Source organism: Streptomyces sp. NPDC004266 (assembly GCF_042874095.1).
In the GTDB taxonomy this organism is placed as follows: domain Bacteria; phylum Actinomycetota; class Actinomycetes; order Streptomycetales; family Streptomycetaceae; genus Streptomyces.
Genome location: NZ_JBIAMM010000017.1, coordinates 79,915 through 92,237, shown reverse-complemented (window position 1 = coordinate 92,237; position 12,323 = coordinate 79,915). Strand labels below are relative to the sequence as shown.

The following is a 12,323-nucleotide window of genomic DNA, read 5'->3' as shown; positions in this document are numbered from 1 at the left end:
TCAGAACTCTTGCCCGCCACTCCGTGACCGCACGTGTCGAGGGGATGGGAAGTGGGGACGGCCCGCAGCGACAGTTCCGAGGTCTGCCGTGGACCCGTCGGTGGCACAGACCCCGGGCACTGCATCACCGCCGCTCGGTCGCCTGCCGGGCCGGGCTGCGCATCTCGAAAACGATGCGGTGGAAGCGGCGGCGCGGGAGGGCGCGAGATCGTCAGTACCGACCGCGACGTCGACGTGGTTCCGTCGGCTCCCAGACACATACAGGAAGGGCCCCACCCGACCTGAGGTCCTCTCGCCTTTGTTCATCATCTGACGCTTCCGGTCGGCCGGCCCGTCCCTGAAGCCATGCCGACATCGACAGAGCCGGCCGGGTGACCTGCCACTCCGTCCCGGATCGAGGCGGGGGGACGGAACTCTGTTCGGCTGAACAAGCCTGCCGTCGGCAGGCGGATGGCCTCCGAGCCTCGGGCGTGATGCCGTTTCGGGGTTACGGGGTGCCGGCTTGCTCGGTCGCGCGGGTCCAGGTGTTCATGATGATGAAGGTCTTGGTGCCCTCCACCTTGCCGGTCCGGCGTACGGCGTTGATCACCTGCTGAAGATGGTTCACGTCCCGGACCCGGAGCTTGAGCAGGGCGTCGGAGGTGCCGGCGATGCTGTGGCTCTCCTCGATCTCCGGGATGCTCTCGGAGATGCCCTGGATCTCGTCGCTGTCGGTCGCGCCGAGCAGGCGGATCTCGATGAACGCCTGGAGCATGCCCGCCCGGCTGTCCTCGATGACCGCGGTGTAGCCGCGGATCACCCCCGCCCTCTCCATGCGCTCGATGCGGCGGGCGCACGGAGCCGCTGAGAGTCCCACGGCACGTGCGATCTCCGACACGGGCGCTCGCCCGTCCTTGCGGAGGATGTTCAGTATGTGGCGGTCGATCGTGTCCACGGCCAACTCCCCGAATCATGCGCGCCACGCACAAGTCGCGCGCTGAAAGCTCCCTTGCTCCTTACAGATCGAGTGAACCACGCTCAACACGTGCGTGATGATGCCCGGCCTGTCGCCTGGGGACCGCCGTCCTGTCATCGTCATGGCGTCCGGGTGATCCCCGGCAGGAGGCTCGCACCGGCCAACCCCTACGGCGCGGACTCCGACCAGGTGACAGGTGCGCGGGTATCCCCGGCACCCCGCGGCCGGCCCCACATCCTGGGGCCGGCCGCGTACCGCATCAGATCCACCAGCAGCGGTCATCGCGCAGGCCACACAAGAGCCGGCTTCGACGACACGATCATGAAGCTGTGCCGTTGAACCCGATCCGTGGCCCCGCCACGACGCGTGGCGAGCATCGGATCGGGGAGTCAGCGGTGTCGACTGCGCTCTTCGGGCCTCGTGCCACTGGCGCGGCCCGGCCACGCGAGCGGACAAGTTTGCCATCGCTTACCAGGCCGCACTTCACCTTGCCGCCGTGCTTGTCCGGGCCCTGCGGTAGCAGCTGCGGGGATGATTCACTTGCTGAACAGCTTGTAGAACTGCGGATCAGGAAGATCGCCCCCGCGCCAGCGGGGATGCTCCCTGCCCCATCAAGCAGGGCCTCGACACCGCCGCTTGCTTCCGGTGGCGCGGGCAGCGTGGCGCTTTGCGGGACGGGGGAGGGTTTTCACGTGGTGGTGCGAGCCTGCTGCGCCGAGTTTCCCCGGAGTCCTCGGTACGCGAGGCCGAGGAGGAAGGAGTGGAGCAGCGCGGAGAGGGTCAGCGCCGCGAGGAAGTACCCGGTCGCCAGGGCCGAGTCGCCGTTCGCGAAGTCGGGCAGGAGCAGGAGCATGCTGGTGGGCGCGGTGACCAGGAGGATCCAGACGGCCTCGAAGCCGGTGGCTGCGGTCGCCGGGGTGAACACCAGGGGGAGCGCCGCTGCGACCACCAGACCGAGGTAGACCAGCGAGGCGGGGTTGGCGAACGTGAGCCGGACGAGTGTGCGGGGGCGACTGCCTCGCATGATCGATTCCTCCTGGGCGGATCGGTTGCGCCGTGCCGACGACGGTTCCATCGTGCGGCGGGGCGGCCCCCGGCGCCTGAGTAGCGCTACTCAAACCGTTGTGGAGGCCTGTGCGTTGCGGGCCGGGTGGCTGATCGCGGCGACGGCCGCTGTGAGAGCGGCGACCGTGGTCGGGGCGCGTGCCGCCATCGGGCTTCGGTCGCACACGGCCTCGGCGGGCTCGTAGAAGGGCTTCTTCCTGGTCGGCGCGCCGTCGAGACGCGGCCGAATCGAGGAGGCGAGGGAGAGGCGGGAGAGGAGACGAGGGACGGGACGGCGCTGGAAGAGATACCGCGGGTGGGGCGGTGCGATGCCGGTACGGGGATCAGCTGTCGCGTGGACGACGACCTCGTAGTTGCGCATGTGAGGGGTGGATCAGTGGTGCACGACAGCGTGCTCGAAGGTCCCGTCCGGCATCGGCTGGAGTACGGCGGTGCCACGCCGCCCTTCTCCTTCATCCGACGAGATCTTGGACAACGAGATTCACGACTGTCGGGCGCCACTGCGCTCAAAGATCGCGCGGACAAGTCCTAGACGATCAGTTCCAAGGGATGCCTGCGGAGGGTGTGGGGCGGGCGGGGGCCGACGCCACCGCGAGACGGTCAGGTGGCGTGCCGCCGGTCCTGGTTGTCGAGGTGGCAGCGGGCGGTCAGGCCCCAGGGTCGACTTCGGGGTGCGTGAACCGTACGGGCTTGCCCAGCGACCGGGCGTAGGCGATTTCGGCTCGGGTGCTGTCTCCGATGTAGTCGCCGACTACGAGCACCTCATCACCGAGCCGGATCTTCGCCCGGTGCAGATCGTCGAGTCGCACCTTCAGCGCCTCGGCCTCGACAGGATCTGACCAAAGTGCGTGCGGCGTCTTCATGTCACAGCCCGGTTTGACGACGATCTTTCCGGCTTCGGTCTCCCGCACATCGGCCTCGGCCATCTCGGTCATGAAGCGCGTGGAGCCGCAGATCACGACGATACGCGGGAGGCCCAGCCGCTTCTTCGCGTCGGCGAGCCTCTCCTCGGGGGTGAGCGGTTGCGGGTACGACACCGGTTCCTCCTGGTGGTGTGGTCCAAGGGGTGCCTGCGGAGAGGAGAACGATGGGCCCCAAGATCGTTTTGTGATGAACGACGTGGACACCCTCGCGTCGGCACTTTATGGGACGACCGACGGCATCCTGAAGGATGCATTCCGACCTGGCGCCGTGGAGCCGTGGCGCCCGCCGGTCGGCATCACGCCCCGCCTGAGCGATGTCGAACTGCTCATCCTCGCCACGATGCAGGCCCTGCTCGGCTACACCTCCGAGGTCAGCCGAATACGGCTACTGCGCTGGCCCCAGCCGCTTCTTTTGGGGCCTGCGCCTACACCTGGTGTGCACCTATCAGGGCCTGCCCGTCGCCTTCGTCCTGACCGGGGCGAAGGCCGACGATCGTGAGACCCTCCTCGACCTCCTGGCCGCTGAATGCGAGCTTTGCGCGAGCGCCCCCGACAGGCGCTCACCTCGGCGACAAGAGCTGCTTCGGTTGTGGTTTCGAAGGCGAACTGCACCAGCATGGAGCCCAGTTGATGCGGCCGGCCCGTAAAGGTGAACGGGGACGGCCTGGCGCAGCTCTGTTCAAGCAGCTGCTGTAGGCCATCGAATGGGGCGGCCGCCGGGTCGTTCTCGGGGTCGAGTCGCTCCAGGAGCTGCAGATGTCTGATCGTCGCGTGGGCTTCGGTGAGGGGTCGGCGACGCTCTCCCGAACCCGGTGGTGGGGCTTGGCCGGCGTTGGGGCGGCCAGGACGGTGCCGTCGCCGGTGAGGAGCGGACGTCGCGACGCCCCGGGGTGAGAACCGCTCGTCGTAGGCCTTTCCAGACGCCGGGGCTGGGTCGGCGGGTACCGGGCCGGAGTCCGGCCCGGTACCCGAGAGGACGGGGGTGTGGATCACGGGGCCGGGGGCAAGCGGGTCTTGAGCGCTTGGGGGCGCTCTGGATATGCAGGACCTTCCGGACTTCCCCTCCGGACGGTCCTTGGGTGGAGGAACGGCCCGCACCGAGCTGGTGCGGGCCGTTCGGCGCGTGCCGGTGTGGCCGTCCGCGTCCACCGGAGTGGGTGCCGGTGATTCGTGTGGAGGGGGAGAAGGATCAGAAACGGCAGGGGTGCGTGGAGCCGCCGTTGCGCAGGTTCCCGTCGTAGACCCAGCCGCTGCCGCGGACGTACGACCAGGTGTTGCCGTAGCTGTTGGTGACGTAGCAGTTCACCGTGATCGCCGTCCCGGACGGCTTGGTGGAGACGGCGGTGCAGGCACCGTAGGGGCCGACCCGGACGGGCGCGCTGCCGGCGGCGTAGTCCGTGCTGCTGTACGGGTTCAGGTTGCTCGGCGGCGCGCCCTGGTACCACGGGCAGTCGGCGGCCGGGGCCACCGCCTCGGCCGGAGCGGCCACGACGGCCGGCGCGGCGAGCAACAGTGCCGCCAGGGTGATGCGGGCGGCGACGCGCGGTGCGGGCATGGGTGTGTCCCTTCGTCGGTCCATCGGTGGGGAGGGCTGCGATCCAGCGTCCGGTCGGGTCGGGCGCCGGGGCAAGGGACGGCCGCTGTCCCGGACGGACGCGGCCCTGTCCGGGACACGGGGGATGTCGTACGACGGTACGAGGCGGGATTTCGCTCCCTTCTGGAATCTGATGGACCAAGCCCGCGGCAGAGCCAGCGACTCTGCGGACGCCGACCGCCTCGCCGGCCTCCCAGTCGTCCAGGCGGCAGCCGCCGAAGCAATCGACCTTGAGGGAGAGCAAGCCCTGAACATCGCCTGGGACGCCCGCGAGACCGCAACCGGTACAGAACTCCCCGGCGACGGCTTCACCATCAACTACCTTGACTTCGATCCCGCCTGGGACTTCGACTGCGACGACCACAGCAAGGTCGCCGCCCGACTGCCCCGCATCGCGGCGCCTTACCCGGAGTGATCAGCCGGCCGGGGCCCCGAAGAGTCAGGCCCGCCATGCTCTTGGGCGACGTCCCGAGCCCTTCACGAAACTCCGGGCAGAGCCGATTCCACAGATCCTCATCAGCCGGGGGCACTGACAGGTCGGTCGCTTCGGCGGCCGGTGACCCGGCGCCCCGGCCCGGCCGTCACTCATTGCCGGCACTGGCCGATCGCTGCACTCCGCGTCCTCGTTCGAGCACATGCCGACTCTCCTGGGACACTCATGACGCCGAGAAGGGGGATGTCCCCAACGGGGACTACACCTGGACGATCACGGCGGAAACGCTTGACGGCATCCCGCTCGGCTCCCAAGCCTCCGGCCCCTTCAAGCTCGTCCGCCAGCCCGCCGCGCACGACCTCAACGTCAACGGCGCCTTCGGCCTTCTCCAGCAGGACTCCGCCGGCGGCCTGTGGCGCACCGACAGCACCTACTACGGCGGTGAGCTGGAGACGGACTCGTACCGTCATGAGTTCATCGGTCCCGGATGGCAGATCTGCAACAGGATCACCGGAGGCAGCGACCTGACGGGCGACGGCAGACCGGACGTCCTCGCCGCCGACAAGACCGGCGTTCTCTGGGGCCACCTGGGCAAGGGCGACGGCACGTTCGCCCCACGCACCCGCTTAGGCGGCGGCTGGAACGCCTACAGCCACGCTGCCTGAACGACGCCACTCCGCCGAACCGACAGAACAGCAGCTCGCCCTGACGGCGGACCAGAACCTGCGTACGGCCCAGCTGCGCCGTACCGTCGTCATGGACCCCGACAGGACGGGTGCCGCAGCCGGTCCCGCGTCCCCGCACGTGCGCGGGATCGGCCCCACAGCGCCGAAGAGCCGCCTCCGCCGAGCGGGCTAGACATGGCGGTGGCCTCGCAGCTACGCGCGGGGCCGCCTGGGTGGAGTCGGTCCGTCGGCGGCGATGTCGCTTCGAGACCAGGCCCCGGCGCCCGGGGTGCCGCGGAGGCCGTGGGATCCCGCGGAGACCGGCGGGAGCACGCTGCCGGAGGGCTCACCCACAGCGCAGGGTCAAGGCACATCATTGTGAGGCCCGACCGGCCCCAGGGCGACGGACCCCGGAGATCGAGCCGGTCCTGTTGGATCTGGCAGGTGTCGGCTTCGGCGACTCCGCACTCGTCCACGAGCTGACCGGTACACGGAGCCGGCCGGAACAGCACGTCCTCCTCGGCCCTCTCACCGGGCAGGCCGCCCGTCTGCTCGACCTCACCGGCACACGGCGCGCCCTCGGCATCGCTCCCGACGACGCGACCTGACCGGCACCGTCCCGCTTGCGGAACTCCGACGCCCCGCTGGGTGTGAGGATCCGATCGGGGGGTAGACGGGGCCGGGCACACAGGGGCACGTGGTGAAGGAGACCAGGAATGGGGCACCCGGCAGGCGTTGCGGACGGTCGGCCGCTGATGGCGGACATCGTCTCGGCATCCGGCCTCTTCGAGGGCGGCGAGGACATCGCCGTCGCCCGTGAACTGGCCCGTGCCTTCCTCGCCGACGTCCAGGCCGTGCACGGTCTGCCGGTGTCCGAGCGCGCGATGGGCGTGGTGGAGCTGGTGGTCAGCGAGCTGGTCACCAATGCCCGCAAGTACGCGCCCGGCCCGTGCCTGCTGACCCTGGAGGTGGTCGCCGGCGCGGTCGAGGTGACGGTGTGGGACAGCAATCCCGCCCTGCCGGCCGTCCTCGCGCCCGACCCGACCCGGATCGGGCAGCACGGGCTGGAGATCGTGATGGCGGTCGGCCGGAGCTTCGCCGTCCACCGTGAGCCGGTGGGCAAGCGCATCACCACGGCGATCGCCCTGGCCGACGAACCCGGCGACGCGGCCGCCGGTCACCCGCTGTGACTGTTGTTAACGGAATGCTGTTCGGTCGAGGGCTCCGCTGCCGGCGCTGGGTGCGGAGTTGTCATGACAGGGCCCTGCTGTGACGTGCGAGGACGTACGAGCCGTGGCGACACGGGATGCGGCCGGTTGTCGGTGAACGGTGCAGCTCATCGAGGCCGACACCAAGCCGGTCATCGCCGCGGCCCGGTCGGCGCTCGGCACCGCCGCGGACGCGAAGGCCTGGCGGGCATCCGGGCCTGACCGCCGTCTGCGAGGGCGTGCCGGTGCCGGCCGACGGCGCCTCCACCAATACCGAGCTCGTCGTCCTGCACCACAAACGCCCCGGACAGGCCCTGCTGCCCGGCGTGGGGGAGGGCAACGTGTCGGCACTCCGCAAAGTGCTCAGCCACGTACAAGTGAACGCGCCCAGCAGAGTGCCGTATCGGGCGGAGCACACGGCCAAGCAGTGTCGCGCTGTGCGCCCTGGCAGGAGAGGGATGGGCCAGAAACTCGCGTGCCGAGGCCACGAGCGTTTGGCATGATCGCTTGGCTGTCCCTGCCCGGTTCTGGAGGAACACCACGGCTGTCGACTACGAACTCGCTCCGGCCTGGCTGCCGTGGTCCGCCGTCGATCCCGCTCTCATCGCCTTCACCTGGGACGAAGCGGAGGCATCCGAGATCGCCACGATGATCGCTTCGATGGTGCCGCCTGACGATGCCGGGTGGGAGGAGAGACATCGCTTCACCACCGAGGTCACGGTGCTCCTGGCCGCCCGATACGGCCGATGGGCCTGCGGATGGCAGTGGGCGGTCGGCGAGGGTGGTGGCGGTGGCGTCGTCACCCACTGGTGCTGCTCCTCCCACTCCGTGGGCAGACCCGCGGCAACGGCCGCCAAAGTGGTCGCGTCGCTGCTGGAGTGGCGCGACTGGCTCGAGGAGTTGGCGGAGCGGTTCGAGCAGTTGGCTCCGCCCGACGGGACGGATGCCGGGGATCGCAGCCGGCACCTGGAACGGGCGGCTACCCGACTCGTGACCGTGGTCATGGACCGTACGGGTGCCGAATGCGGCTGGTACGGACTGTGCCACACGGTACTGACGTGGTTCCTCTCTTCCACGGGCATGGGGGCCGAAGAGGCAAAGAAAGCGGTCGACACCGCGATCGGCGGGCGGTTCAAGAGCTGGACCGTGCCGTCGCGGACCCTGATCGACACAGTGGGAGAGGAGCTCGCCGTGGATCTGACCGGAGTGCTGCCCTACCGTGAGCGCTGACGCCTTGGCCGCCTGGATCCAGGTCAGGAACCAGATCGACTGGACTTCCGCGGCCGGTGAGGTGCCGGCCCCGGTCGAGCCCGTCGTGGACGGCCTCACCGCCTGGTGCGGTGAGGGGGGCCGTTCCGCGGACCCCGCCCGAGGCCGCCGATTGCTCGCGGCGCTGGCGCAGTCGCGCACGGATGCTTCCCGCAGGCGCCCCCTCACCCGCATGCTTCTGACCGGATGGCAGCAGCTGGTCCTCGGCATGCCTGAGGTGCAGTTCCGGCAAGGCGACGCCTTCGCCAAGGGCGGCCGGGAACGCTACGCACTGACGCCACACACCGAGCGCGACTTCGAGCACTGTCTGCGCGACAGCGCCGACCCGCGAGTCCCCCTGGCCTCCCGCGCGGCCAGGGCCTACCTCGACGTGGCCTTCTTCCACCCCTTCCCGGACGGCAACGCCCGCCTCGCCATGCTCACCCTCGCCTACGTCCTGGAGCTGGAAGGGGTCCGACCGGACCAGGTCGGCCCCTTGCAGACCACGCGCTATGCGGACGACGACGCCGGGGCGGCGGACCTGGCCGCTCTGGTCTTCGTCCTCATCCGCTCGACCCATCGACGGGCCACCGGGTTCCCCCACTGAGGCGCCACCCTTCCTCTCCCGAGGGGAGCCCGTCCGCACGATTCGCGAACACTGCCTCTCCCGCGCCCCCGACGTCCCCGAGTCCGTGATCTTCGGCCAGGCCTGAGCGCGCCCCGCCCATCCCCAGCGCCATGACCGGGGGCCGGGGCGCTCTGCCGACCGGCACGCACGCGTTGGAGCCCCACGCACGGCGCCCGCGGAACTCCTGACGGCAGGACTCTTCGAGCTCGGCCGCCCGGTGACGGCGCGCCGTCACGGTCTCCGCGTGGGTTCCGTTGCGGGGGTCGCCGCCGTTCCTCCTGCCGGGGCGGGCTTTCCACTGCTGAGGTGATCGGTGATCTCGCTCGCCAGGACGGACTGCGACAACCGCATCGTCAGTCGCCGCAGTCCGCCTTCCCCGGTCGGCTGCAGGCCTTCGGTCCGGCCCCGTGGGACCGGCTCGTCCATCAGCCGGTCGTCCACCACCGCCGGCGGGCCGGGTCGTCAGTGGGGGACCGGTTGCTGGCCGGTGCGCTCGGACTCGTCCTGTACGAGCAGGGACAACAGGGAGGCCAGGGGGAGGCCGGCTTCGGCGGGGTGGCGCAGCACCTTGCCGGGCTCTATGCGGTACGTGTTCGTGCGGCCTTCTCGCGTGTGGGACAGGTAGCCGTCCTGTTCGAGGTCGACGATGATCCGCGAGACGGCACGCTCGGTGAGCCGGCAGCGGGCGGCGATGTCACGGATGCGGACGTTCGGATTGTCCGCGATGGCGGCCAGTACACGCGCGTGGTTCGTGATGAACGTCCATCCGGTGTGAGATTCAGGGGATCCAACCATGCCCCGGATTTTACGGGACCTCAGTTGCCGGAACGGAAATGCATGACATAGATTTCCTGTAACCGATGTCGCACCTTCCCTCTCCTGGAGGGACCACCGGAGGGAGTCCGAGAGTGCCCTGGAGCGAGGATGGGACCGTCGCGTCCGCACTCCTGACCGAGCCCAGCAGGAAGCTGGTGCCGGAGCAGAGCACCGGAGATGCGTCACGGCAGGACCTGGTGATCCAGTACGAGTGCTGCGGGGCGCAGGTCGTCGAGGCCTGCGGCGATTACGACATGAACTCCATCGGCCCCTTGGCCGACGCGCTGAAGACCGCGACCGAGACGCATCCGAAGGTGATCCTGGACGCCTCCAGGGTCACCTTCGCGGACTCGACCTTCCTGAATCTGGTGATCCTCATCCACCAGACGGGGAAGCTGCGCGTGGCGGCGCCGTCGGAGCGGGTCCGGCGGCTCTGCACGATCACCGGCGTGGACGGCGTTCTCCAGATCCGGGAAACGGTCGACGACGCCGTCGCCTCCTGAGCCCACGAGACAGCTGCCTCCTGAGCACACGAGACAGCTGCCTCCTGAGCCCACGAGACAGCGGCCAAGGCGGCGCGTTTCGGTCCGAGGCCCGCGCCCTGGCGGACCCCTGGCCGTGGAGGACGGCGTCGTCCCTGGGCACCCGGGTCTGCGCCCCACTCCAGCCCGGCCGCCCGGAGACGCTTCCCGGACCTCTTGTACGGTGCCTGCCAGGGGGGGCGCCATGCATGATCAGGACTGGGACGACGACAGCGAGTACAGGTCGGCCGTGAGACGCACGCGGATCACGATGGCCATCGCGTTGATCGTGACCCTGTCGGTGGTCGGGGTCGTAGCCGTCGCCGTCTTCGGCATATCGCTGTTCGTCGACCTCGCCGAGGCCCTCAGCCGGTAGCCGTCGGCACGGCGACGATACGGGTCGGCATCCTGGATCCCGCCCATCGCGCTGCGCCATGACGCCTGGCGGAGCTTCCGCCTCCATGGTCCGCGAGAAGGAACGCGACGTCGTGGCCGGCCGCCGGGGCGGGGCGCCGTCCTGCCCGAACGTGCAGGGAGGGCGACCCCGGCCATGGGGCCGCCCTGCCTGTTTCGGATGCTGATTACGGCTTGCGTCCGCACCACGCCACGAGGCGGTCGATGGCCGGCGCGTCCGCGTCGACGTCCACCGCGGCCCCGAACGGCGCCCCGTCACGCGGGCCGGCGGGCAACCCGCGCTTCATGGCGGCGTACGAGATCGCCACGAGTTCGGGGTCCCAGTCCGGGAGCTGTCCGGTCGCGGTGGCCAGGTCCCAGGTGTGCACGGTGAATTCCGAGGTCCAGACGGCCGCGGCGGCAGCACCCGGAAGGTCACCGAACGGCAGTGTCAGCGTCCGGCCCAGGATCGAGGGATCCGCCCACGCCGCCTCGACCTCACGCACCGCGGCGTCCCACGCCTCTTGCCACGCGGTGTCCGCGAGGTCGTCGACGACCGTGGGGAGACTCGTCACGTCACCGCCGCGCCCGGCGAGGGCGATCCGGCGCAGGACGGCGACGAGGTGCCAGGCCAGCCGCCGGATGCTGAACTCGGTGCAGGGCGTGGGCCCGTCGAACTGCTCGGGCCGGACTGCGGCGACGGTGTGTCCGGCCAGTGCGATCGCCTTCAGCAGGCCCTGGCGAGGGTCGCCGGTGAGGTCAGGGGTGACAGGGGAGCGTGGGGTGTTCTCGATGTGCGTCATGATCTCATCCTGGAACCCGAACAGGTCATCTCCTGGCCGCTTTCCGGAAGAGAATGCTCGGCATGAGAGCCGATCGCCTGGTGGCAACCCTGCTGTTCCTCCAAACGCGTACCCGTGTGACCGTGGCCGAGGTCGCCGCCGAACTCGAAGTGTCGCCGCGGACCGCACGCCGCGACCTGGAGGCCCTGTCCACCGCGGGCATCCCCGTCTACTCGCAGCGTGGCCGCGGCGGCGGCTGGTCGCTGGTCGGCGGCGCCCGTACGGACCTCACCGGGCTGACCGCCGAGGAGATCCGGGCACTGTTCCTGCTCGCGGGCCCTTCGTCGACCACACCCGAACTCCGCACGGCTTTGCGCAAGTTGGTACGTGCGCTGCCCGCACCCCTGCGTGCGGGCGCCGAGGCCGCGTCGCGGGCCGGCCTCACCGACGGCACGAACTGGTCGCGCGCCGACGTCACGGCCACCGGGCCGCACCTCGACGCGCTCCGGCGGGCCGTGGTGGACGGGATCCAGGTGCGGCTTGGGTACGCCGGGCCCGGCAAGCCCGTCGGCGTGCGAACCGTCCATCCGCTCGGGCTCGTGGCCAAGGCGGGTCACGACTACCTCGTCGCCGAGACGGAGCGGGGCTTGCGAACCTTCCGCCTCAGCCGGGTCGCCTCGGTCGAGGCGACCGGCGAGCCCGTCGTACGGCCGCCCGGCTTCGACCTTCCCACCGTCTGGCGCTCGTTCGCCGCGGGCTTGGAGGAGCGGCTGTACGCGGCGACGGTCCGGGCCCGGGCCGAGCCGGGTGCCATGGCGATCCTGGAGCGGCTGTTCGACGGGCGCCTGCACGTCGGTCCGACGCTCCCCGACGGGTGGACGGAGATACGGGTCGACGGGCCGACGCCGGAGGTCGTCGCGGCACAGCTGGCCGGGCTGGGGGCCCGCATCGAGGTGCTGGACCCGCCGGAGGCGAGGGAGCGGCTCGCACGTCTGGCGGTCGAGCTGGCCGGTGTCTACGGACCGCCGGGCTCTTCCTGAGCGAAAACGCGCGGTGGGCCCGGCCGGTTCTCACCGGCCGGGCCCACCGGAC

The 12,323-nt window shown here is 70.2% G+C and carries 17 protein-coding genes; 10 read left to right on the top strand and 7 right to left on the bottom strand.

Annotation, left to right across the window (positions count from 1 at the left end; genetic code table 11):
* Positions 1-487: 487 nt before the first annotated feature.
* From ACFYUZ_RS32565 to ACFYUZ_RS32550, 4 genes are all read right to left on the bottom strand, one after another.
* Positions 488-934 carry an Lrp/AsnC family transcriptional regulator gene (locus ACFYUZ_RS32565; RefSeq protein ID WP_389315337.1) on the bottom strand — a complete coding sequence of 149 codons (447 nt, stop codon included), beginning with the start codon at positions 932-934 and terminating at the stop codon, positions 488-490.
* A gap of 709 nt (positions 935-1,643) precedes the next feature.
* Entirely contained in the window at positions 1,644-1,979 is a 336-nt protein-coding gene (locus ACFYUZ_RS32560; protein ID WP_389315336.1) for an SCO4225 family membrane protein, read from the bottom strand.
* Positions 1,980-2,069: 90 nt separating this feature from the next.
* Positions 2,070-2,381, bottom strand: coding sequence for a hypothetical protein (locus tag ACFYUZ_RS32555; protein ID WP_389315335.1), 312 nt, complete (start codon positions 2,379-2,381; stop codon positions 2,070-2,072).
* A gap of 286 nt (positions 2,382-2,667) precedes the next feature.
* The gene (locus tag ACFYUZ_RS32550; RefSeq protein WP_389315334.1) at positions 2,668-3,057 is read right to left on the bottom strand and encodes a hypothetical protein; all 390 of its coding nucleotides are present in this window, start codon (positions 3,055-3,057) and stop codon (positions 2,668-2,670) included.
* A 73-nt stretch (positions 3,058-3,130) separates the two neighbouring features.
* Here ACFYUZ_RS32550 and ACFYUZ_RS32545 point away from each other — a divergent pair, with 73 nt between their 5' ends.
* Positions 3,131-3,442 carry a hypothetical protein gene (locus ACFYUZ_RS32545; protein ID WP_389315332.1) on the top strand — a complete coding sequence of 104 codons (312 nt, stop codon included), beginning with the start codon at positions 3,131-3,133 and terminating at the stop codon, positions 3,440-3,442.
* A 690-nt stretch (positions 3,443-4,132) separates the two neighbouring features.
* Here the strand turns inward: ACFYUZ_RS32545 and ACFYUZ_RS32540 are convergent.
* Entirely contained in the window at positions 4,133-4,498 is a 366-nt protein-coding gene (locus tag ACFYUZ_RS32540; RefSeq protein WP_389315330.1) for a hypothetical protein, read from the bottom strand.
* A gap of 172 nt (positions 4,499-4,670) precedes the next feature.
* On the opposite strand from ACFYUZ_RS32540, the gene ACFYUZ_RS32535 reads away from it, so the two are divergent.
* From ACFYUZ_RS32535 to ACFYUZ_RS32510, 6 genes are all read left to right on the top strand, one after another.
* Positions 4,671-4,952, top strand: coding sequence for a hypothetical protein (locus ACFYUZ_RS32535; RefSeq protein ID WP_389315328.1), 282 nt, complete (start codon positions 4,671-4,673; stop codon positions 4,950-4,952).
* 173 nt (positions 4,953-5,125) lie between these two features.
* The gene (locus ACFYUZ_RS32530; protein ID WP_389315326.1) at positions 5,126-5,635 is read left to right on the top strand and encodes an FG-GAP repeat domain-containing protein; all 510 of its coding nucleotides are present in this window, start codon (positions 5,126-5,128) and stop codon (positions 5,633-5,635) included.
* A 431-nt stretch (positions 5,636-6,066) separates the two neighbouring features.
* On the top strand, positions 6,067-6,243 hold the full coding sequence (locus tag ACFYUZ_RS32525) for a hypothetical protein (RefSeq protein ID WP_389315324.1): 177 nt from the start codon (positions 6,067-6,069) through the stop codon (positions 6,241-6,243).
* A 108-nt stretch (positions 6,244-6,351) separates the two neighbouring features.
* Positions 6,352-6,825 carry an ATP-binding protein gene (locus ACFYUZ_RS32520; protein ID WP_389315322.1) on the top strand — a complete coding sequence of 158 codons (474 nt, stop codon included), beginning with the start codon at positions 6,352-6,354 and terminating at the stop codon, positions 6,823-6,825.
* Between the two features lie 525 nt (positions 6,826-7,350).
* A complete protein-coding gene (locus ACFYUZ_RS32515; RefSeq protein ID WP_389315320.1) occupies positions 7,351-8,073 on the top strand; it encodes a hypothetical protein in 723 nt (240 codons plus the stop codon).
* A complete protein-coding gene (locus tag ACFYUZ_RS32510) occupies positions 8,063-8,698 on the top strand; it encodes a Fic family protein (protein WP_389315318.1) in 636 nt (211 codons plus the stop codon). The genes ACFYUZ_RS32515 and ACFYUZ_RS32510 overlap by 11 nt, the downstream gene beginning before the upstream one ends.
* A gap of 483 nt (positions 8,699-9,181) precedes the next feature.
* Here the strand turns inward: ACFYUZ_RS32510 and ACFYUZ_RS32505 are convergent, their stop codons facing one another.
* The gene (locus tag ACFYUZ_RS32505) at positions 9,182-9,514 is read right to left on the bottom strand and encodes a helix-turn-helix transcriptional regulator (protein ID WP_389315317.1); all 333 of its coding nucleotides are present in this window, start codon (positions 9,512-9,514) and stop codon (positions 9,182-9,184) included.
* Positions 9,515-9,627: 113 nt separating this feature from the next.
* Here ACFYUZ_RS32505 and ACFYUZ_RS32500 point away from each other — a divergent pair, with 113 nt between their 5' ends.
* A complete protein-coding gene (locus ACFYUZ_RS32500) occupies positions 9,628-10,038 on the top strand; it encodes an STAS domain-containing protein (RefSeq protein WP_389315315.1) in 411 nt (136 codons plus the stop codon).
* 223 nt (positions 10,039-10,261) lie between these two features.
* Complete coding sequence (locus tag ACFYUZ_RS32495; RefSeq protein ID WP_389315314.1) at positions 10,262-10,432, top strand: hypothetical protein; 171 nt, start codon at positions 10,262-10,264, stop codon at positions 10,430-10,432.
* Positions 10,433-10,637: 205 nt separating this feature from the next.
* Here ACFYUZ_RS32495 and ACFYUZ_RS32490 read toward each other — a convergent pair whose 3' ends face one another.
* Positions 10,638-11,252 carry a TIGR03086 family metal-binding protein gene (locus ACFYUZ_RS32490; protein WP_389315312.1) on the bottom strand — a complete coding sequence of 205 codons (615 nt, stop codon included), beginning with the start codon at positions 11,250-11,252 and terminating at the stop codon, positions 10,638-10,640.
* 62 nt (positions 11,253-11,314) lie between these two features.
* Here ACFYUZ_RS32490 and ACFYUZ_RS32485 point away from each other — a divergent pair, with 62 nt between their 5' ends.
* The gene (locus ACFYUZ_RS32485) at positions 11,315-12,271 is read left to right on the top strand and encodes a helix-turn-helix transcriptional regulator (protein WP_389315310.1); all 957 of its coding nucleotides are present in this window, start codon (positions 11,315-11,317) and stop codon (positions 12,269-12,271) included.
* Positions 12,272-12,323 lie beyond the last annotated feature (52 nt).

Coding starts and splice junctions, on each gene's coding strand:
- ACFYUZ_RS32555 (WP_389315335.1), bottom strand. CDS start 2,381: ATGCGCAACTACGAGGTCGTCGTCCACGCGACAGCTGATCCCCGTACC.
- ACFYUZ_RS32560 (WP_389315336.1), bottom strand. CDS start 1,979: ATGCGAGGCAGTCGCCCCCGCACACTCGTCCGGCTCACGTTCGCCAAC.
- ACFYUZ_RS32490 (WP_389315312.1), bottom strand. CDS start 11,252: ATGACGCACATCGAGAACACCCCACGCTCCCCTGTCACCCCTGACCTC.
- ACFYUZ_RS32540 (WP_389315330.1), bottom strand. CDS start 4,498: ATGCCCGCACCGCGCGTCGCCGCCCGCATCACCCTGGCGGCACTGTTG.
- ACFYUZ_RS32520 (WP_389315322.1), top strand. CDS start 6,352: ATGGGGCACCCGGCAGGCGTTGCGGACGGTCGGCCGCTGATGGCGGAC.
- ACFYUZ_RS32545 (WP_389315332.1), top strand. CDS start 3,131: ATGAACGACGTGGACACCCTCGCGTCGGCACTTTATGGGACGACCGAC.
- ACFYUZ_RS32535 (WP_389315328.1), top strand. CDS start 4,671: ATGGACCAAGCCCGCGGCAGAGCCAGCGACTCTGCGGACGCCGACCGC.
- ACFYUZ_RS32505 (WP_389315317.1), bottom strand. CDS start 9,514: ATGGTTGGATCCCCTGAATCTCACACCGGATGGACGTTCATCACGAAC.
- ACFYUZ_RS32495 (WP_389315314.1), top strand. CDS start 10,262: ATGCATGATCAGGACTGGGACGACGACAGCGAGTACAGGTCGGCCGTG.
- ACFYUZ_RS32485 (WP_389315310.1), top strand. CDS start 11,315: ATGAGAGCCGATCGCCTGGTGGCAACCCTGCTGTTCCTCCAAACGCGT.